Origin of the sequence: Klebsiella sp. RHBSTW-00484 (genome assembly GCF_013705725.1) — a bacterium.
In the GTDB taxonomy this organism is placed as follows: Bacteria; Pseudomonadota; Gammaproteobacteria; order Enterobacterales; family Enterobacteriaceae; genus Klebsiella.
The window spans coordinates 3,914,836-3,935,885 of sequence record NZ_CP055481.1; the positions used below are offsets into that span (position 1 = coordinate 3,914,836).

General features: G+C 51.3%; 18 protein-coding genes and 1 pseudogene. 9 read left to right on the top strand and 10 right to left on the bottom strand.

Features of this window, described 5'->3' with window-relative positions; all coding sequences use genetic code 11:
• Positions 1-18: 18 nt before the first annotated feature.
• From rpsA to HV213_RS18585, 6 genes are all read right to left on the bottom strand, one after another.
• Entirely contained in the window at positions 19-1,692 is a 1,674-nt protein-coding gene (gene rpsA / locus HV213_RS18560; protein ID WP_110275160.1) for a 30S ribosomal protein S1, read from the bottom strand.
• A gap of 136 nt (positions 1,693-1,828) precedes the next feature.
• Positions 1,829-2,512, bottom strand: coding sequence for a (d)CMP kinase (cmk, locus tag HV213_RS18565; protein WP_181482828.1), 684 nt, complete (start codon positions 2,510-2,512; stop codon positions 1,829-1,831).
• Between the two features lie 171 nt (positions 2,513-2,683).
• A complete protein-coding gene (locus HV213_RS18570; protein ID WP_181482829.1) occupies positions 2,684-3,451 on the bottom strand; it encodes a metalloprotease LoiP in 768 nt (255 codons plus the stop codon).
• A gap of 145 nt (positions 3,452-3,596) precedes the next feature.
• Positions 3,597-4,880 (bottom strand): 3-phosphoshikimate 1-carboxyvinyltransferase, encoded by a 1,284-nt coding sequence (aroA, locus tag HV213_RS18575; protein ID WP_181482830.1) that lies wholly within the window; start codon positions 4,878-4,880, stop codon positions 3,597-3,599.
• A gap of 72 nt (positions 4,881-4,952) precedes the next feature.
• Positions 4,953-6,041, bottom strand: a complete 1,089-nt coding sequence (gene serC / locus HV213_RS18580; protein WP_181482831.1) for a 3-phosphoserine/phosphohydroxythreonine transaminase — start codon at positions 6,039-6,041, stop codon at positions 4,953-4,955.
• 187 nt (positions 6,042-6,228) lie between these two features.
• Positions 6,229-6,921: a DUF421 domain-containing protein gene (locus HV213_RS18585; protein ID WP_181482832.1), complete on the bottom strand. Its 693-nt coding sequence runs from the start codon at positions 6,919-6,921 to the stop codon at positions 6,229-6,231.
• Between the two features lie 114 nt (positions 6,922-7,035).
• Between HV213_RS18585 and ycaO the strand changes: the two genes are divergently transcribed.
• From ycaO to pflA, 4 genes are all read left to right on the top strand, one after another.
• The gene (ycaO, locus tag HV213_RS18590) at positions 7,036-8,796 is read left to right on the top strand and encodes a 30S ribosomal protein S12 methylthiotransferase accessory factor YcaO (protein WP_181482833.1); all 1,761 of its coding nucleotides are present in this window, start codon (positions 7,036-7,038) and stop codon (positions 8,794-8,796) included.
• Between the two features lie 385 nt (positions 8,797-9,181).
• Positions 9,182-10,039: a formate transporter FocA gene (gene focA, locus HV213_RS18595; RefSeq protein ID WP_110275170.1), complete on the top strand. Its 858-nt coding sequence runs from the start codon at positions 9,182-9,184 to the stop codon at positions 10,037-10,039.
• Between the two features lie 51 nt (positions 10,040-10,090).
• On the top strand, positions 10,091-12,373 hold the full coding sequence (gene pflB / locus HV213_RS18600; protein WP_181482834.1) for a formate C-acetyltransferase: 2,283 nt from the start codon (positions 10,091-10,093) through the stop codon (positions 12,371-12,373).
• A gap of 193 nt (positions 12,374-12,566) precedes the next feature.
• Positions 12,567-13,307, top strand: a complete 741-nt coding sequence (gene pflA / locus HV213_RS18605) for a pyruvate formate lyase 1-activating protein (protein ID WP_110275174.1) — start codon at positions 12,567-12,569, stop codon at positions 13,305-13,307.
• A gap of 56 nt (positions 13,308-13,363) precedes the next feature.
• Here the strand turns inward: pflA and HV213_RS18610 are convergent, their stop codons facing one another.
• Positions 13,364-14,212: a MurR/RpiR family transcriptional regulator gene (locus HV213_RS18610; RefSeq protein ID WP_181482835.1), complete on the bottom strand. Its 849-nt coding sequence runs from the start codon at positions 14,210-14,212 to the stop codon at positions 13,364-13,366.
• A 122-nt stretch (positions 14,213-14,334) separates the two neighbouring features.
• On the opposite strand from HV213_RS18610, the gene HV213_RS18615 reads away from it, so the two are divergent.
• From HV213_RS18615 to HV213_RS18635, 5 genes and pseudogenes are all read left to right on the top strand, one after another.
• Positions 14,335-14,610: a PTS sugar transporter subunit IIB gene (locus HV213_RS18615; protein WP_181482836.1), complete on the top strand. Its 276-nt coding sequence runs from the start codon at positions 14,335-14,337 to the stop codon at positions 14,608-14,610.
• 17 nt (positions 14,611-14,627) lie between these two features.
• Positions 14,628-15,892: pseudogene (locus tag HV213_RS18620) on the top strand (PTS ascorbate transporter subunit IIC).
• Positions 15,893-15,904: 12 nt separating this feature from the next.
• Positions 15,905-16,702, top strand: a complete 798-nt coding sequence (locus tag HV213_RS18625; RefSeq protein ID WP_181482837.1) for a transketolase — start codon at positions 15,905-15,907, stop codon at positions 16,700-16,702.
• Positions 16,702-17,613: a transketolase family protein gene (locus tag HV213_RS18630; protein WP_181482838.1), complete on the top strand. Its 912-nt coding sequence runs from the start codon at positions 16,702-16,704 to the stop codon at positions 17,611-17,613. Before HV213_RS18625 ends, HV213_RS18630 begins: the two co-directional genes overlap by 1 nt.
• A gap of 55 nt (positions 17,614-17,668) precedes the next feature.
• On the top strand, positions 17,669-18,109 hold the full coding sequence (locus tag HV213_RS18635; protein WP_181482839.1) for a PTS sugar transporter subunit IIA: 441 nt from the start codon (positions 17,669-17,671) through the stop codon (positions 18,107-18,109).
• Between the two features lie 36 nt (positions 18,110-18,145).
• Here the strand turns inward: HV213_RS18635 and HV213_RS18640 are convergent, their stop codons facing one another.
• The 3 genes from HV213_RS18640 to HV213_RS18650 form a co-directional block, all read right to left on the bottom strand.
• A complete protein-coding gene (locus HV213_RS18640) occupies positions 18,146-19,294 on the bottom strand; it encodes an MFS transporter (protein ID WP_181482840.1) in 1,149 nt (382 codons plus the stop codon).
• Between the two features lie 273 nt (positions 19,295-19,567).
• Positions 19,568-20,431, bottom strand: a complete 864-nt coding sequence (locus HV213_RS18645) for a dimethyl sulfoxide reductase anchor subunit family protein (protein WP_181482841.1) — start codon at positions 20,429-20,431, stop codon at positions 19,568-19,570.
• A 1-nt stretch (position 20,432) separates the two neighbouring features.
• A complete protein-coding gene (locus HV213_RS18650) occupies positions 20,433-21,050 on the bottom strand; it encodes a DMSO/selenate family reductase complex B subunit (protein WP_181482842.1) in 618 nt (205 codons plus the stop codon).

A 21,050-nucleotide genomic window follows, 5' to 3' on the forward strand; every position in this document is an offset into this window, starting at 1 on the left:
TAACCCGAAAGACTAAGATTACTCGCCTTTAGCTGCTTTGAAAGCTTCAGCCATTGCGTTGTTAGAGAAACCAGCTTCTTCCTGTTTGTTAACAGTAGCGATAGCATCTTTCTCATCAGCTTCGTCTTTAGCACGAACAGACAGGCTGATTGCACGGTTCTTACGATCAACGCCGGTGAATTTAGCTTCAACGTCGTCGCCTACGCTCAGAACCAGAGTTGCATCTTCAACGCGGTCACGTGAAGCTTCAGAAGCGCGCAGGTAACCTTCAACGCCGTCAGCCAGTTCTACGGTTGCGCCTTTAGCGTCAACTGCAGTCACTTTACCGTTTACGATTGCGCCTTTCTTGTTCAGTGCAACCCAGTTGTTGAACGGATCTTCTGCGAGCTGTTTAACGCCCAGAGAGATACGCTCACGTTCTGCGTCAACCTGCAGAACAACTGCTGCGATTTCGTCGCCTTTTTTGTATTCACGTACTGCTTCTTCGCCTGCAACGTTCCAGGAGATGTCAGACAGGTGAACCAGGCCGTCGATGCCGCCGTCCAGGCCGATGAAGATACCGAAGTCAGTGATAGACTTGATTTTACCTTCAACACGGTCGCCCTTGTTGTGGGTTTCCGCGAACTGCTGCCATGGGTTGTTTTTGCACTGCTTCAGGCCCAGGGAGATACGACGACGTTCTTCGTCGATATCCAGAACCATAACTTCCACTACGTCACCAACGTTAACAACTTTGGACGGGTGGATGTTTTTGTTGGTCCAATCCATTTCGGAAACGTGAACCAGGCCTTCAACGCCTTCTTCGATTTCAACGAAGCAGCCGTAGTCGGTCAGGTTGGTCACGCGACCAGTCAGTTTGGTACCTTCCGGATAACGCTTAGCGATAGCTACCCATGGATCTTCGCCCAACTGTTTCAGGCCCAGAGATACACGAGTACGCTCGCGGTCGAACTTCAGCACTTTAACAGTGATTTCGTCGCCAACGTTTACGATTTCGCTTGGATGCTTAACGCGTTTCCATGCCATATCGGTGATGTGCAGCAGGCCGTCAACGCCACCCAGATCAACGAATGCACCGTAGTCAGTGAGGTTCTTAACGATACCTTTGACTTCCATGCCTTCCTGCAGGTTTTCCAGCAGCTGATCGCGTTCTGCGCTGTTTTCGGACTCGATAACGGCACGACGAGAAACAACAACGTTGTTACGTTTCTGGTCCAGCTTGATGACTTTGAATTCAAGCTCTTTGCCTTCCAGGTGCAGCGTGTCGCGCACCGGACGAACGTCTACCAGGGAGCCTGGCAGGAACGCACGAATACCATTCAGCTCAACAGTGAAGCCACCTTTAACTTTGCCGTTGATAACACCGACTACAGTTTCAGCTTCTTCGTAAGCTTTTTCCAGCGTGATCCAAGCTTCGTGACGTTTAGCTTTTTCACGGGACAGCAGGGTTTCACCGAAGCCGTCTTCTACTGCATCCAGAGCAACGTCAACTTCGTCACCAACCTGGATTTCCAGCTCGCCCTGGGCGTTTTTGAACTGCTCTGCCGGAATGGCAGACTCAGATTTCAGACCGGCGTCAACCAGTACGATATCTTTGTCGATAGCAACAACAACACCACGAACGATGGAACCCGGACGGGTTTCGATTGTTTTTAAGGATTCTTCAAATAGTTGAGCAAAAGATTCTGTCATGTTTAATCTTCAGGTTTCATATTTAACGTCCACCTGGCTCCATGCCGGATGGGGTTGTTTAACATACCCGCTAACACTCCATTGCTGCGGGGGTACTGCTAAAATTCGGAGGCTATTGCGCTTCACCGATGAACAATTAAGCGACTGCCAGTTTTTCGCGCGCATATTGTAGCGCTTTTTCAATCACTTGCTCAATGTTTAGTTCTGTGGAATCAAGAACTAAAGCATCAGCTGCCGGGATAAGCGGCGCCACTGTGCGATTACGATCGCGGTCATCGCGCTCTTTTATCTCGGATAAAAGGCGATCAAAGTTAACACTAAAGCCCTTCTCCTGCAACTGGAGCATGCGGCGCTGAGCACGTTCTTCCGCTGAGGCATCAAGGAAAATTTTCACCGGCGCATCAGGGAACACTACGGTCCCCATATCACGCCCGTCAGCAATCAGGCCGGGGAGATCGCGGAAGGCGCGCTGACGGCGCAGCAACGCTTCTCTTACGCGTGGGAAAGCGGCCACTTTTGATGCCGTATTGGCCACTTCCTGAGTGCGAATTTCAGCACTAACATCCTCGCCTTCAAGAATCACTTCCAGGCTACCGTTAGTAGAAACAAAACGCACATCCAGATGCGCGGCCAGTGGAACCAGCGCGTCTTCAGATTCAACATCTACGTGATGATGCAATGCCGCCAGAGCCAGAACACGATAAATCGCCCCAGAATCCAGCAGATGCCAGCCCAGCGTTTCCGCCATTGCCTTGCACAATGTGCCCTTACCCGCACCGCCAGGCCCATCAATGGTGATTACCGGAACAGCTACCGTCATCTTTTTCTCCTTCAGCAAGGCGCATAAATATATAAACGCCGCGCATTATACGCATCTATACGACGGAAAGTGAGTGTTGCTTGCAAATTACGGACAACAGGAAATGGAATGCAGAAGAATTACGCAATTATAGCGGGCTGATGGAGCATCAGCCCGGATTGGGACGAAGTTTTACTTTTTATCAGCGGCGATGCGGTCGCGAATGTGCTGCGCACGTTCAGCTGAAGGCGGGTGTGAATCGAACAAAGATTTACTATGCCCGGCGTCAAGGCTGGCCAGTTTGTCGAAGCTTCCCACCAGGCCCTGGGTGCTGATCTTACGTTTCTTCATCAGGTCGTAAGAGAAATCATCGGCATCCGATTCCTGAGAACGGGAGAAGGCTGAGTTGATCATCCCCTCGCCGATATCACCCAACTGGGATTTAGACAAACTTGCAGCTGCTCCACCGGTTGCTGAAATCGCATCACGTGCGGCGACGGTTGCATACGCGGTTTGCATCGCTTTACGCGAGTGACCCAGCGCAACGTGACCCAGTTCATGGCCCAGTACGCCTTCGACTTCATTATCGGTCATCATGTCCATCAGACCGCTATAGACGCGCACGCAGCCGTTAGCCATTGCCCAGGCATTCACGTCTGATGTCACGTATACTTTATAGTTTACCGGGGTACCATCGATATTATTGCCTAACGCTTTGGCAATTTTATTCAGGCGTTTGGTGTACTTGCTTGAAGAGCTCGCCAGTTTATTTTCACCATCCATTTGCTTACAGGCATCATCGGAAAGCGCTTTAACTTCAGAGTCAGAGAGGGTCGCTGCTTTGTAGGCCGTCATCCCGGAATTGACCAGGGCGTTGGTATCCATACCTTGCATATTTTTACAACCTGCCAACAACGTGGCAGAAACAGCCAAAGCCAGCATTAATTTTGTATTTCTCATATCAATCATCCATTGATTTTTCATATTAATTGCTTATAAATCCTATATTTACAAGCAATTAAGGCTAGCACTTAGTTTATCTGCCGACAAGCACGTAAAAAAAACGCCGACCTGATGGTCGGCGTTTTTATAGGACTTGCGTCATTCAAGCCAGTGTGCTGATACGCGCCAGTTGCTCGAAGTAATCAGGGAAAGTTTTCGCCGTACACTTCGGATCGAGGATGGTGACTGGGGTATCGGAAAGCGCAACCAAAGAGAAACACATCGCCATGCGGTGGTCGTTATAGGTACCGATATCGGCAAACTGCAGCTTCGCAGGTGGAGTGATGCGGATGTAATCCTCACCCTCTTCAACTTCAGCGCCCACTTTACGCAGCTCTGTTGCCATAGCAAACAGGCGGTCGGTCTCTTTGACACGCCAGTTATAAATGTTGCGCAGCGTGGTGGTACCTTTCGCAAACAACGCGGCAGTGGCGATAGTCATCGCAGCATCCGGGATATGATTCATGTCCATATCAATGGCGTTCAGCTCGCCATGAGTACAGGCAATAAAATCATCACCCCAGGTAACGGTTGCGCCCATTTTCTCCAGCACATCGGCGAAACGAATATCGCCCTGCACGCTATTACGGCCGATACCGGTCACCTTCACCGTACCGCCCTTAATCGCGCCAGCTGCGAGGAAATAGGATGCAGAAGAGGCATCGCCCTCAACCAGGTAGTCGCCTGGTGATTGATACTGCTGATTGCCGCGTACCACAAAACGCTGATAAGACTGGTTTTCAACCTCAACGCCAAACGTCTTCATCAGGTTGAGCGTGATATCAATGTAAGGTTTGGAAACCAACTCGCCTTTAATAGCAATAACGGTATCCTGCGGAGCCAACGGCGCGGTCATCAACAGCGCAGTGAGGAACTGGCTGGAAACGCTGCCGTCAACTTCAACATGACCACCGTTGAAACCACCGCGCAGACGCAGAGGCGGGTAGTTTTCCTGCTCCAGATAGTCGATTTGCGCGCCGCCCTGACGCAGCGCATCAACCAGGTGGCCAATCGGACGCTCTTTCATTCGCGGCTCACCGGTCAGCACAATATTATTGCTACCCAGGCATAACGCAGCCGCCAGTGGGCGCATTGCGGTCCCGGCGTTACCGAGGAACAGTTCCAGCGCCTGGTCAGACTGTAGTGGGCCCCCGTTACCTGTCACTTCGCAACGAGTACGATCGGAGGACAGGGTGTAATGAACTCCCAGGGCGTTGAGGGCATTCAGCATGTGGCGCACATCGTCGCTGTCCAGCAAATTGGTCAGCACCGTAGTGCCATCGGCTAATGCCGCCAGCAGCAAGGCACGATTGGAGACACTTTTGGACCCGGGCAGGTTAATAGTGCCATCTACACGTGCGATGGGTTGTAACGTCAGGGATTCCATTAAACTCAACTCTCAAACAAACAGAATAAAAACCCCGCAGGCTGGCTGCGGGGATGAAAAACAAGGCAACGATTAACCGTGACGGCGTTCGAAGTCCTGCATAAAGTCAGTCAGCGCCTTCACGCCCGCCAACGGCATCGCGTTATAAATGGAGGCACGCATACCACCCACGACGCGGTGACCTTTCAACGCATGCAGACCGGCTGCAAAAGACTCTTCAAGGAACAACTTGTCAAGAGCGCTATCCGCCAGTTGGAACGGCACGTTCATGCGAGAGCGGTTCGCCACAGCTACGTCATTGCGATAGAAACCACTGCGATCAATCACGCCATATAATAAGTCGGCTTTCTGCTGGTTAATTTTATCCATCACAGCGACGCCGCCCTGCTCTTTCAGCCACTTAAACACCAGGCCTGACAGATACCAGGCAAATGTCGGCGGCGTGTTGAACATCGAGTCATTCTCAGCCAGGATGGAATAGTCAAGAATCGACGGGCAGGCTACGTTGGCTTTACCCAGCAGATCTTCGCGAACAATAATCAGCGTCAAACCTGCCGGACCGATGTTTTTCTGCGCACCGGCGTAGATCACGCCATAATGGCTAACGTCGATTTCACGAGATAAAATAGTCGAAGATAAATCCGCCGTAACTATCACATCGTCAGCAAAGTTCGGCGCTTCTTCGATGGCAATACCATCAATGGTTTCATTCGGGCAGTAGTGCAGGTATGCAGCGCCAGGCGTCAGTTGCCATTCGCTCATTGGTTTAACCGCGCGCAGGCCGTCAACGGTGATTTTGGCGTCGATTACGTTCGGATTACAGTATTTATGCGCTTCTTTAACCGCGCTGGCTGCCCAGTAACCAGCATCAACGTAGTCGGCAACGGTTTTATCGCCAAGCAGGTTCAGTGGGATGCCTGCAAACTGCCCACGGCCGCCGCCATGACAGAATAAAACTTTGTAGTTGGAAGGAATATTGAGCAGGGAGCGAAAATCCTGTTCCGCCTCTTCAGCCACCTTAATGAACTCTTTCCCACGGTGGCTGATTTCCATCACCGACGTCCCCAAACCGTTCCAGTCGCACAGTTCCTGCTGCGCCAGTTTGAGTACTTCCGCCGGCAGCATTGCCGGGCCCGAACTGAAGTTATAGACCTGAGCCATTTACCCTCACCACGTTGCTATGTTATTTGCCCGCGAACCGTCGCGGGCATAAGTTATTCCTGTGGCTATCGGTTTTATCATTCAGTGACACGTACCGCAACGGCTAAAACTGAACAGTGGCAAAATGCGGCCTCGCTCACACAAAAGAATCTGCCAGCTTGACGTCATATAACCGACATAATTGCTGTCAGGTGACTCTTTTTGCTCGACTGACCTTCGACCATTCTGCATTTGCACAGCGCGGGCATAATTGCTTATCCCCGGCACGAAGCGTAAGGATTGCGCTACAGCGGACGCAGGCGTACTCATCATCATGCGGAACGGTAGTAAAACGCTCAGTAAAGCGTGAAGGTAGAATAGAGAGTCCGGCTTTAACATCCGAATCCGGGTAGTAATAAAGGCTAATTTGTCCGTTGGTTTCCAGAATAGCCAGCCGTACCTGCCCCAGTTGCTCCACGCCGTTGGTGCGAAGCTCCATAAAAAACTCAAATTCGGTCATGTTTTCCGCCTGGAGTTTTTCCCATGCCAGCTCGCCGTTTTCCACCACCACAATCGGCTTACCTTCGAGTAAATCCTCCAGCTTTTCACTATGCCCCATCAGCCACATAACCAGTCGGTACAAGAGAGCCAGGGTGATAAAGACGGCCAGTACCGGCAGCATAGGGACATCGTCATAGAATGCGACATCACCCGCCGCCGAGCCGAGGGTCAGAATGATCAGTACTTCAAACAACGACATCTGTCGAACGCCACGCCGCCCGGTTATTTTAAGGAAAATGAATACCAGCACGAAGGTATAGAGGCTACGTAACGCCACCTCGGCAAGAAACTCCACAGGCACCTTATCCAGTGCCATACGATGCCAATCAAAAGTCTTCATGGTTAACGCCTGAACAGTTATCGAGTGACATAAGCATAGCCAGACGATGGAGATAGCACCTGTCATCTAAAACCCGTATGATTGCGCGCTTTCCGTACGATAAAAGTGACTGCCATGACTCAAACATTTATTACTGGCAAAGATGCCGCCCTGGAAGATTCCATCGCCCGCTTCCAGAAAAAATTGCTCGACCTCGGATTTGATATTGAAGAGGCCTCATGGCTTAACCCGGTACCGCACGTCTGGTCAGTGCATATCCGCGATAAAGAGTGCGCCTTGTGTTTCACCAACGGTAAAGGCGCAACCAAAAAAGCCGCGCTGGCTTCCGCGTTGGGGGAATACTTCGAGCGTCTCTCCACTAACTACTTTTTCGCCGATTTCTGGTTAGGCAACACCATCGCTAATGGCCCTTTCGTTCACTATCCGAATGAAAAATGGTTCCCGCTCACCGACGATGACGAAGTACCAGAAGGTCTGTTAGATACCCGCCTGCGTGCGTTCTACGATCCTGACGATCAGTTAACTGCCAGCATGCTGGTGGATCTGCAATCAGGTAATGACGATCGTGGCGTATGTGGCCTGCCGTTCACTCGCCAGTCTGACGGCGAGACTATTTATATTCCGATGAATATCATTAGCAACCTGTACGTTTCGAATGGCATGTCTGCGGGCAACACCCGCAATGAAGCCCGCGTTCAAGGTCTGTCAGAAGTATTCGAACGTCATATTAAAAATCGCATTATTGCTGAAAGCATCAGCCTGCCAGAAATTCCGGCGGAGGTGATGGCGCGTTATCCGGGCGTTGTGGAGTCAATTAATAAACTGGAAGCCGAAGGTTTCCCGATTTTCGCCTATGACGGTTCACTGGGCGGCAAATATCCGGTTATCTGCGTTGTGCTGTTTAACCCGGCCAACGGAACTTGTTTTGCGTCTTTCGGCGCGCACCCTGATTTCGGCGTCGCGCTGGAACGTACCGTTACCGAGTTACTGCAAGGCCGCAGCCTAAAAGATCTCGACGTCTTTACGCCGCCGACCTTCGATGATGAAGAAGTTGCCGAACACGCCAATCTAGAGACTCATTTTATCGATTCCAGCGGTCTGATCTCCTGGGATATGTTTAAGCAGGATGCCGACTACCCGTTCGTGGACTGGAGCTTCTCCGGAACAACGGATGAAGAGTTCGCCACCCTGATGGCTATCTTCAAACAAGAAGATAAAGAAGTGTATATCGCCGATTACGAACACCTGAGCGTCTACGCATGCCGAATCATCGTTCCGGGCATGTCCGATATCTACCCGGCGGAAGATCTCTGGCTGGCGAACAACAGCATGGGTGCGCACCTGCGGGAAACCATTCTTTCCCTGCCGGGAAGCGAGTGGGAAAAAGAAGATTATCTGGCGCTTATCGAACAAATGGACGATGAAGGCCTTGATGATTTCACCCGCGTTCGCGAACTGCTTGGCCTGGCAACTGGCAAAGATAATGGCTGGTACACGCTACGCATTGGTGAGTTAAAAGCCATGCTGGCGCTGGCGGGCGGAGATATTGAGCAAGCCTTGATCTGGACCGAATGGACCATGGAGTTCAATGCTTCAATATTTAGCGCTGAACGCGCTAATTACTACCGTTGCCTGCAAACGCTACTGTTGCTCAGCCAGGAAGAAGAGCGCCAGCCGCTGCAATACCTGAACGCCTTTGTACGTATGTACGGCGTTGAAGCAGTAGAAGCCGCCAGCGCAGCGCTTAGCGGCGAAGCTCCTTTCTACGGTTTGCAGACCGTAGACAGCGATCTGCTGGCTTTCCCGGCTCATCAGTCTTTACTGAAGGCCTATGAAAAGTTGCAGCGCGCAAAAGCAGAATTCTGGGTTAAATAACGCGTCTTTATCTGTCAAAATATCAGTATCGCGGGGTCAGTTGTGGCCCCGTTTTTTTATGCTTTTCGCAAGCCTTCGATTATTTGTGGCAATAAAGTTAATTAATAGTGAAAAATAACGAATAATCGCTGAGAATATTGTTAGTTTTAATAAAAATACCCCATTTTAATTAACCGCCAGAGAGAGCGAGAATGAAAAAAATCAACATAATTTGCAAAATTTAAAATTTATTTTTCACATAAAAAACAACATCTTAAATGCATTTAAAGCCAAAACCATACACTAAAAAGGCCTATAGTTCCGGTAGGATATGATCTACATCAAATTCCCTTCTATAATGCTTTGTTAGTATCTCACCGCCAACTTACATAAAGAGAGAGTTAGTGTGAAAGCTGACAACCCTTTTGATCTTTTACTCCCTGCTGCAATGGCGAAAGTTGCCGAAGAAGCGGGTGTCTATAAAGCGACAAAGCATCCGATAAAGACGTTTTATCTGGCTATTACCGCTGGTGTCTTCATCTCTATCGCTTTTGTTTTCTATATTACGGCAACAACCGGTGCCGCTGGGATGCCTTTCGGTGTTGCCAAACTGATTGGAGGCGTCTGCTTCTCACTAGGTTTGATTCTCTGCGTCATTTGCGGTGCCGACCTGTTTACCTCCACCGTACTTATTGTCGTGGCGAAAGCCAGCGGACGAATTACATGGGGTCAACTGGCAAAAAACTGGCTCAACGTCTATGTTGGTAACCTGATCGGCTGCTTACTATTTGTATTACTGATGTGGCTTTCTGGCGAATATATGACCGCCAACGGTCAATGGGGACTTAACGTCCTGCAAACCGCCGACCACAAAATGCACCATACTTTTATTGAAGCCGTGTGCCTGGGTATCCTGGCAAACCTGATGGTCTGCCTTGCGGTATGGATGAGTTACTCCGGCCGTAGCCTGATGGATAAAGCCATGATCATGGTTTTACCGGTGGCAATGTTTGTTGCCAGCGGATTCGAGCACAGTATCGCTAATATGTTTATGATTCCGATGGGTATCATAATCCGCGACTTTGCAAGCCCGGAATTCTGGACCGCAGTCGGTTCAACTCCGGAAAGTTTCTCTCACTTAACCGTCATGAACTTCATCACTGATAACCTGATTCCGGTAACTATCGGGAACATCATCGGCGGTGGTCTGCTGGTTGGGTTGACATACTGGGTCATTTACCTGCGTGGCGACGACCATCACTAAGGGTTGTTTCAGGCAGTAAATAAAAAATCCACTTAAGAAGGTAGGTGTTACATGTCCGAGCTTAATGAAAAGTTATCTACAGCCTGGGAAGGTTTTGCGAAAGGTGACTGGCAGAAAGAAGTCAACGTCCGCGACTTTATCCAGAAAAACTATACCCCGTACGAAGGTGACGAGTCCTTCCTGGCTGGCGCAACTGACGCGACCACCAAGCTGTGGGACAACGTAATGGAAGGTGTTAAACAGGAAAACCGCACTCACGCGCCTGTTGATTTTGACACTTCCCTTGCATCCACCATCACTTCTCATGACGCTGGCTACATCGAGAAAGCTCTCGAGAAAATCGTTGGTCTGCAGACTGAAGCTCCGTTGAAACGTGCGATTATCCCGTTCGGCGGCATTAAAATGGTTGAAGGTTCTTGCAAAGCGTACGATCGCGAGCTGGACCCAATGCTGAAAAAAATCTTCACCGAATACCGCAAAACCCATAACCAGGGCGTATTCGATGTTTACACCAAAGACATCCTGAACTGCCGTAAATCTGGCGTTCTGACCGGTCTGCCGGATGCCTACGGTCGTGGTCGTATCATCGGTGACTACCGTCGCGTTGCGCTGTACGGTATCGACTTCCTGATGAAAGACAAATACGCGCAGTTCCTGTCTCTGCAATCCGATCTGGAAAATGGCGTAAATCTGGAAGCAACCATTCGTCTGCGTGAAGAAATCTCTGAACAGCACCGTGCACTGGGTCAGATCAAAGAAATGGCAGCAAAATATGGCTGCGATATCTCTGCTCCGGCAAAAACTGCTCAGGAAGCTATCCAGTGGACCTACTTCGGTTACCTGGCTGCCGTTAAATCTCAGAACGGCGCGGCAATGTCCTTCGGTCGTACTTCCAGCTTCCTGGATATCTTCATCGAACGTGACCTGAAAGCCGGTAAAATCACCGAGCAAGACGCTCAGGAAATGGTTGACCACCTGGTCATGAAACTGCGTATGGTTCGTTTCCTGCGTACTCCTGAATATGATGAACTGTTCTCCGGTGACCCGATTTGGGCAACCGAATCTATCGGTGGTATGGGCGTTGATGGCCGTACGCTGGTAACCAAGAACAGCTTCCGCTTCCTGAACACCCTGTACACCATGGGGCCGTCTCCGGAGCCGAACATCACCATTCTGTGGTCTGAAAAACTGCCGCTGAGCTTCAAAAAATTCGCTGCTAAAGTGTCCATCGATACCTCTTCTCTGCAGTATGAGAACGATGACCTGATGCGTCCGGACTTCAACAACGATGACTACGCTATCGCTTGTTGTGTAAGCCCAATGGTTGTTGGTAAGCAAATGCAGTTCTTCGGTGCTCGTGCAAACCTGGCGAAAACCATGCTGTACGCAATCAACGGCGGCGTTGATGAAAAACTGAAAATGCAGGTTGGTCCTAAATCTGAACCGATCAAAGGCGATCTTCTGAACTTTGATGAAGTGATGGATCGTATGGATCACTTTATGGATTGGCTGGCTAAACAGTACGTCACTGCGCTGAACATCATTCACTACATGCATGACAAATACAGCTACGAAGCTTCTCTGATGGCGCTGCACGACCGTGATGTTATCCGCACCATGGCTTGTGGTATCGCTGGTCTGTCCGTTGCTGCTGACTCCCTGTCTGCAATCAAATATGCGAAAGTTAAACCGGTTCGTGATGAAAACGGTCTGGCTGTTGACTTCGAAATCGAAGGCGAATACCCGCAGTTTGGTAACAACGACCCTCGCGTAGATGACATGGCGGTTGACCTGGTTGAACGTTTCATGAAGAAAATTCAGAAACTGACCATGTACCGTAACGCTATCCCGACTCAGTCAGTTCTGACCATCACCTCTAACGTTGTGTATGGTAAGAAAACCGGTAACACCCCTGACGGTCGTCGCGCTGGCGCTCCGTTCGGACCAGGTGCTAACCCGATGCACGGCCGTGACCAGAAAGGTGCTGTTGCCTCTCTGACCTCCGTTGCTAAACTGCCGTTTGCTTACGCGAAAGATGGTATCTCCTATACCTTCTCTATCGTTCCGAACGCGCTGGGTAAAGACGACGAAGTTCGTAAGACTAACCTGGCAGGCCTGATGGATGGTTACTTCCACCACGAAGCTTCCGTCGAAGGCGGTCAGCATCTGAACGTCAACGTCATGAACCGCGAAATGCTGCTCGACGCGATGGAAAACCCGGAAAAATATCCGCAGCTGACCATTCGTGTATCTGGCTACGCAGTACGTTTTAACTCCCTGACTAAAGAACAACAGCAGGACGTTATCACTCGTACCTTCACTCAGACCATGTAATTCCCTGTCTGACTGAAAACGCGTACAATAAAGGCTCCACGCAAGTGGGGCCTTTTTAGCACTCCCCTCTGCCATAGTCTCTTTTGTCTGCTGTCTATACTCAATGGATAACCGCCAAAACAGACTTAACACAGCCGGTTTGAGCTGTGCATCCACAGGCCCCGAACGGGCCGAATCTGGAGATATCACTGCAATGTCAACTATTGGTCGCATTCACTCCTTTGAATCCTGTGGCACCGTCGATGGCCCGGGGATCCGTTTTATCACCTTCTTCCAGGGCTGCCTGATGCGCTGCCTGTATTGTCATAACCGTGATACCTGGGATACCCACGGCGGTAAAGAGATCACCGTTGAAGAGCTAATGAAAGAAGTGGTGACCTATCGCCACTTCATGAACGCTTCCGGAGGCGGAGTGACAGCATCCGGCGGCGAAGCTATTTTGCAGGCTGAATTCGTTCGCGACTGGTTCCGCGCCTGTAGGAAAGAAGGCATTCATACTTGTCTCGACACCAACGGTTTTGTGCGCCGCTACGACCCGGTTATTGATGAACTGTTGGAAGTGACCGACCTGGTGATGCTCGATCTCAAACAGATGAACGACGAAATCCACCAGAACCTGGTCGGTGTTTCTAACCACCGTACGCTGGAGTTTGCGCGCTATCTGTCCAATAAAAACATTAACGTCTGGATCCGCTACGTTGTGGTTCCGGGCTGGTCGGACGACGACGACTCCGCTCATCGTCTGGGCGAGTTTACCCGCGATATGGGCAATGTCGAAAAAATCGAGCTGCTGCCGTATCACGAGTTAGGTAAGCATAAATGGGTCGCGATGGGTGAAGAGTACAAGCTAGATGGCGTTCATCCGCCGAAGAAAGAGACCATGGAACGCGTGAAAGGCATCCTTGAGCAGTATGGTCATAAGGTGATGTACTAAACGCAAAACAGCCCCGGTAAACTTCGTGTTACCGGGGCTTTTGCCGGTAACTTGCGTCAGGACATAAAATATTCCGACAGCTTATTCGCCACGCTCTCAATCGAGAAAATACGTTTCTGATGCGCTTTGCGGTACTCAGCATAGCGTTCATCCTGCTCTTCCAGCGCGCTGAGGATCCGGTCAGCCACCATCATCGCTCCCGCAATTTCTGCAAATCCGGATTCGCCTTCCCCTTGTAAAGCAACGGCTGCCTGAAGGTTCCAGTCAGACAGGCGGGCTAACGGCGTAAACGTCCCACGCGTTAGCGATAATATTTTAACCCCCTGCTGTTTTGCCAGAGACAGGGCCTGCATCATGTCCGCCGATGCCTGCTCGGTATGAATGACAATAATGCCAATTTTTTGATTATCAGCCAGCAGCGGCATCGCCGCCGGATAAGAGCGATCGACAAAACTTGCCGCTTTACCCATATTGATTAAATTCATTTGCAGGAACAACGCGACCGGCACCGCCGTGCCTACAGCATAAATAGCAATGTTATTCAGCGAGTTAAGCCAGTCCGCGGCGGCTTTCAGCTCCTGATTATCAACAATGGCATTGCTGTCGCGGATGCTCGCCAGTACTGGGGCGATCTCTTCATTGCCATTGTCTTTTGAGCGTGCAGCACCCTGCTCCATCGCCAGCGCCGTTCTGAAATCCGAAAAGCCTTTGAAGCCGAAAGCCCGACAAAAACGGGTGATACTTCCCTCACTGGTATCAATGGAGTCAGCCAGTTCTGAAATCGTGTGACGCATCACAAAATCAGGATTTTCCGTAATAAAGCGGCCGACTTTCTCCAGTATCGGGCTTAGCCCCGAAGCTCCATTTCTTATGCTTATCAACAAGTTATTGTCTATCTGACTCATTTTTTGCCTTATTTGCTCAAAATGCAAACACAGTCACATCTTTCGTCCTGCGGTAAAGATAATAATTATTATCTCATACAAACAAATAAAAATAATTATTTTTACAAACAGGAGAACATCTCATGAAAGGTCTCATAGTCTGTCGTACCGGTATGGGTAGCTCGCTAATGCTCAAAATCAAAGCCCAAAAAATTATCGACAAACATGGCTGGGATATCGATCTGGAACACGATGTCCTTTCGGGTCTGAGGACCTGGCGAGACATTGATTTCGTCATCACTATGCGCGATCTCACCGATGAAGTCGAAGCTGCCGGATTCAGAGCTATCGGCATTACCGATCTGATGAATAGTGAAGAAATGGAATCTGCTCTCACTCGCGTCGTTCAAAGCAACTAACCTCTCCCGGAGGCAATATGGATCTCCTCAGATTTATTGTATTCGACATTCTGGGTGTAACCCCACTTTTAGTTGGCTTTATCGCATTAATCGGCTTGTTAATCCAACGTAAGCCGATTGAAAAAGTCCTTTCCGGCACCTTCAAAACTATCGTCGGCTTTTTGGTGTTCGCCGGTGGTGCCGGGCTCGCGGTGACCTCTCTGGGTAATTTTCAGACGTTATTTAGCGATGGATTTGGTTTAAAAGGTGTTATGCCGCTCGCGGAAGCACTAACCGGGCTGGCGCAAACCAAATTCGCGATGTGCGTATCGCTTATCATGGTGATCGGCTTTGGCTGGAACCTGTTCTTTGCACGCGTCACGCCGTTTAAATACATCTTTCTTACCGGACAACATAACCTTTATCTCTCCGCGCTGCTTACCGTCACGCTGAAAGCGCTCGGCTATAGCGACATGACGACCATTATTGTCGGCTCCGTGTTATTAGGTCTGGCGGCCTGTCTTTATCCGGCGATTGCGCAACCCTGGATGCGAAAGATCACCGGTAACGATGAAATCGCGATGGGGCACTACGTGACCCTGGCTTACGCCGCATCCGGCTGGATCGGTTCGAAGGTCGGCGATCCTAAACAATCCACCGAAAAGCTGAACCTTCCCGGCTGGTTGGGGATCTTTAAGGATTACATCGTCTCTGTGTCGATCCGGTGAGTATTTTCTACTACATCGCCGCGCTCGCTGCCGGGAAAGAGGCGGTAACCGCTGCTGCAGGTGGAATGCACTGGCTGGTTTATCCCCTCTTCCAGTCGCTGACCTTCACCGCTTCGCTGTACATCATTATTACCGGCGTGCGTCTGCTGCTGTCAGAGATTGTTCCGGCTTTCCTCGGCATTTCGGAGAAGTTTATTCCTAACGCCAAACCCGCGCTCGACTGTCCAGTGGTCTTCCCGTATGCCCCCACCGCCACGGTTCTGGGATTTATCTCTTCGTTTGTTGGCGGGCTGGTGGTAATGGGCTTTCTCGCGATTTTGGGGCAAACCGTCATTATCCCCGTAGCCATTCCTTATTTCTTCATCGGTGCCACCGCAGCGGTATTTGGTAATGCCTCCGGCGGCTGGAAAGGTGCGATTGCGGGAAGCTTCGTCACCGGGATCCTCATCGGCATTGGGCCTGCGCTGATTTACCCGATTATGGAGTCCGTGGGTCTGTCAGGCACCAGCTTCCCGGAAACCGACTTCGTTGCCCTGGGCCTGGTTGTGTACTACATCGGTAAAATGCTGCCATAAGAAGGAAAAAACATGAACATTGATGAACTGAAATCTCATGCGCTCGCCGCTCGCCGCGAGATAGTCACCATGATTTACGAGTCCGGAATCGGTCATCCAGGCGGAGCGTTATCGATCATCGACATTCTGACCTGGCTCTATTATCAGGAAGTCGATCTGGCTGCCTCTCCGCGTTCGCGAGTGGTGATGAGCAAAGGGCATGCCGTTGCCGCGCAGTACGCCATGCTGTACCAAAAAGGAAAAATCGATCGCAGCGAGTTTAGTACGTTCCGCCAGATTAACTCACGTCTGCAGGGACACCCCAGCATAAAATCGCTGCCGGATGTCGATGCAACTACCGGCCTGTTGGGTCAAGGGCTGTCCATTGCTTTCGGTATGGCGGCGGCGAAAAAACGGCACGACGATCCCCATCGAGTATTTGCCATTATTGGCGATGGCGAAATGCACGAGGGGCAAATCTGGGAAACCTTGCAGCAGGCCGGGCATATGAAGATGGATAACCTGGTTGCCATTATCGATTACAACGGCTTCTCTTCTCACGATCCGGTCAACGAAGTCGTTAACCTCGAACCGCTAGCGGATAAAATCCGCAGCTTTGGCTGGCACGTACTTGAGCTTCATAACGGCAACGATATGCATCAGGTGGCCGACACCCTGATGTTATCCCGCCATCTGAAAGGCAAGCCAATTGCCATCGTGGCGCACACCACAAAAGGTTCCGGTGTCAGCTACATGGAAAACAACGGCGACTGGCACTCAAAAACCCCAAGTAAAGAACAGTATCAGCAGGCAATGGAGGAGTTACAGTGATGAAAGCACCCCGTGATGAGATCGGTAATGCCCTGATTGCCCTCAAAGAAAAAGGCTATCCTGTCGTTGCCATCGACAGCGACTTAGCCAGCTCAACACGTACCGACCAGTTTCAGGCACTCTACCCTGAGGCCTTTTTCGAAATGGGCATTGCGGAAGGTTCCGCTATGAGTTTTGCGGTCGGCCAGGCGCTGGAAGGCTTTATGCCCTTCTACGTTAACTTCGCAATGTTCGTGACGGGAACCGCCTGGACTCAGCTGCGGCAGGCCTGCTATGCCAAAGCGAATATCAAGCTCGTGGGCAGCCATCCTGGCATGGATGATGGCCCGGACGGCGCATCGCATCACGCGCTGGAAGATCTGGCGTTAACCCGCGTACTGCCTGGCTTGACTATCCTGACGCCTGCTGATGCCGAAGAAATTGCCGAAGCCTTTGAACAAGCCGCGAAAATTAATGGGCCAGTCTATATCCGCGTCGCGCGAGAGCCGATGCCGATTCGCGATAAGAGCGCGGTCCCGCGAGTAACTGATATTGCCGCCATCGCCAATAGCGGCAATGATTTCGCCATTATCTTCGAAGGAACCGTGCTCGAGCAGGCTACCGACGGCTACGAAAAACTGCTCGCCAGCGGCAAAAAGGGCAAGCTAATCCATGTGGCTACGCTCAAACCTTTCAATCAGCAGGCATTTTATCAGCTGGTCGAAGACTGCCCGCTCATCGCCACGCTGGAAAATCACAGCGTAAACGGTGGTCTCGGTGGGTTGATTGCTGAAACCATGGCGCAGGCGGCTCACCCTGCCCGTCTTGCACGACTGGGGACGCAGGATACGTTTACTGAATCGGGTAATAGCAGGCAACTGAAAGCGAAATATGGTATCTCGGGCGAGGCGCTGTTGAACGCACTTCGTTAACCGTCACGCGAGCCGATCGCATTGCCGATCGGCTCCGTTATTAAAGAGATCCAATATGGAAAATGCGTTATTTTCTGCCTGTCAGTATGCCAGTAACGGTCTGGACTGGCGCAATGCCATTCAGCTCGCCTGCCGTCCTCTCGAACAGCAAGGAAAAATCACCGAAAGTTATGCCCAGGCGATTATCAGTGCCACGGAACAACACGGCCCCTGGTACATACTCAGCCCGGAATTTGCGCTACCGCACGCACGTCCGCAAGAAGGCGTGTTAAGCCAGAACAGTGTACTTTCGTTGCTTTGTTGCGAAGAAGGCGTTGAATTTCCCGGTTATCCCGGTATACGGCTGATAGTGGTGCTGGCGGCAGCGGATAGCGAACAGCATATTCAAACGATCCAGCGGTTAGTGTGCTGGCTGGATGAGGGGGACAGGCTGCAACAATTCACTACGGTTCAGGATAAGGCCCAGTTTGCGGCGCTTATCGCTTCTCACCAATAGTCAGAGGATATATCCCCTGACTATTGCTTGAGAAAATCAGGCGTGGGCCACCGGCGTCGGATGATGTCCGGCTTTGCGCAGCAGCGTTAGAAGGTAGATAAAGGAGACGCTGGCAATCATGATAAACAGCAGATTGTCTGAGAAATTTTGCATCAGCATGGCGGTAAGCGTCGGACCAAGCAGGCTACCAACGGTGTAGCTCATCAACAGCGCCTGGTTCATCGCCACCAGCTGATGACGTTCCACTTTTTCACAGGCCCAGGCCATAGCGACCGGGTAGAGCGTGAAGCCGGAAGCGCCAAGCACGAACAGCGCAGGCGCCATTGCGGCCTGGCTCAGCATCGCCAGACAGCCCAAAATCACCACAAAAACCTGGACACGCAGGACCATCAGGCGACCATAGCGATCGGCCAGTCGACCAATTGGCCACTGCCCAACAATACCCGAACTCACCATCACCGCCATCCAAAAGCCGATGCCCGAATCGCTGACGCCCTTATGGTTCAGCCACAGCGGCATCAGCCCATATAGCGAGCCGAGAACAATGCCGGAGATAATGCAGCCGTTAACTCCGTGACGCGCCTGGCGCAGTCTTAACATTGGCCAGATACGTGCGGGTTCATGCTGCTCATCAGCTTGATTTGCCACGCGGGTGAACAGCAGCGGCAGAATGCCCGCCAGGGCCAGCGCAGTTACCCACGGCAGGACGCTCATCAAATCCGTCGGCAGTTTGCTGACCATTAATTGGCCCAGCACCGTGCCGACATAATAAATCATCATATACGCCGCCAGCAGGCGACCACGGCTACGTGAGGTGCCGCTACAGACCAGCGCGCTCTCAACAACCACCCAAATCATCGCGCAGCCCACGCCCGCAATAAATCGCCAGCTAAACCACGTCCAGAAACCAATAGTGACACCAAGACCCACGCAGCCAACGGCAAAAATAATCGATGCCAGATAATAGCTGCGGTTGAAACCCAGACGCTTGATTACCCATCCGGCCAGCAAGGTTCCCACCAGGTTACCGGTAAAATAGGACGAACCTACCATCCCAACCTGCCAGGTAGGCATATTTTCATGGGCGAGCCAAAGCGGGACGAGCGTATTTAAAACCGCTATCGCCAGCGTCAATAAAAGCAGGCCACAGAGCAACATTTGCACTGGCCGGGTGTAGATGGTCATGGGTATAAACCGTGATGGAGTTCAGATTTCGTGCGCATCATGCCACTGCTGTAAACATTGTCAATCCACCTAAAGTCAGGCCTGACGCGGTTTGCGGACGAACGATAGAAGTTTTTTATCCAGCGAATCGACAACAGAATCGTTATTTATATTATTCCATTGTTTTTATTAATTTATTCGAAAAAAGAGGCGGGAATATCAGTAGAAATATTTCATGAATCAGCAGCACTTTTTATCGCGCCAGAGTACTTATTTCTGGCGCGATAAAGGTCATTAACTGGCGATAGCCATCCCAACGGTCATATGCAGACCATAGAAGACGCCGCGGCCAATCATCTCACCCACCAGAACCAGCACAAATGCCAGACCCAGCAGCGGTAAGGCAGGCTGATAGCCTTTGAGCTGCGGAGTAATCCAGCATACCAGCGCCAGCGCCAGCGCAACGACACGCCAGGCCATCAGCGAGCCGTAATCCGGCACCAGCGCCGAGGCCTGCTGAATAGAGCTATGAATGGTGGCCAGCTCGCTCCCCTGCATCAGCACAACGGTCACGCTAACCACCAGCGCCAGCAGAGTCACTGCAGGTAGCAGACGCATCGCCCAACCATCAACGCCCGCAACGCGCAACAGCAGATATCCCAACTGCGGGCCACCGATAAACAGCGTCAGGAAGAAGCTAAGCGGCGTCCAGACCGTGTACCAGGTAGGCACGGTATCAATGGTGTTATAAACGCGAACCATCATCCAGACAAAGATAACGCCCAGTACCATGGTGATTACCAACCAGAGCGCACGCAGGCCCGACGGCAACTTGTTGATCACCGCCAGCAGCCAGCCAATACCACCCACGGCAAAGAACAGCGCCCCGCTGGCGATTTCATTGCTGAGCGACGAAGCTCCCACGCGGTTCAGCGAGTTAAAAGCACGCATCGGCGACCCCAGATGCAGAGTTGAGGCAATAAAGCCAATCCCCATCAGCACCCACAGGCCGAACATGCTCCGCACCACTCTCTGCTGTTGCTCTTGCGAGAGATCACCCTTCATTAGCGCCAGGGCCAGCACAATAAAGCCCCCCACAACGCATTGACCAAAGACCGTGAAAATTATCAGCGGCCATTCATGCCATCCACTCCCCATCTCACACCTCCTTCGGGTTGGCCAGATAACCGGTGGTATCACCACACGGACGGCTGTTGGCGTTAGGTTTAATTACAATGCTCGGCTTAGTGAAATGCGCGGCAGGTAACGGCGCAACGGCAGCCAACTGACCGTGTTTTTTACGCAGTTCTTCGATAGGGCCAAAATCGAGCGCGCGCAGCGGGCAAGATTCCACGCAGATCGGTTTTTTGCCTTCGGCTACGCGTTCATGGCAACCATCACACTTGGTCATATGCCCTTTCGCCGCATTGTACTGTGGCGCACCGTACGGACAGGCCATATGGCAATAGCGACAGCCAATACACACATCTTCATCAACCACCACAAAGCCATCTTCACGCTTGTGCATCGCACCGCTTGGACAAACCTTAGTACAGGCCGGATCCTCACAATGGTTGCAGGCGATAGAGAGATAGTAGGCAAAAACGTTTTGCTGCCAGACGCCGTTATCCTCCTGCCAGTCGCCACCGGCGTATTCGTAAATGCGGCGGAAGCTCACCTCCGGCGTGAGATTTTTGTAGTCTTTACAAGCCAGTTCGCAGGTTTTGCAACCGGTGCAACGGGCGGAATCAATAAAAAATCCATATTGAGTTGTCAT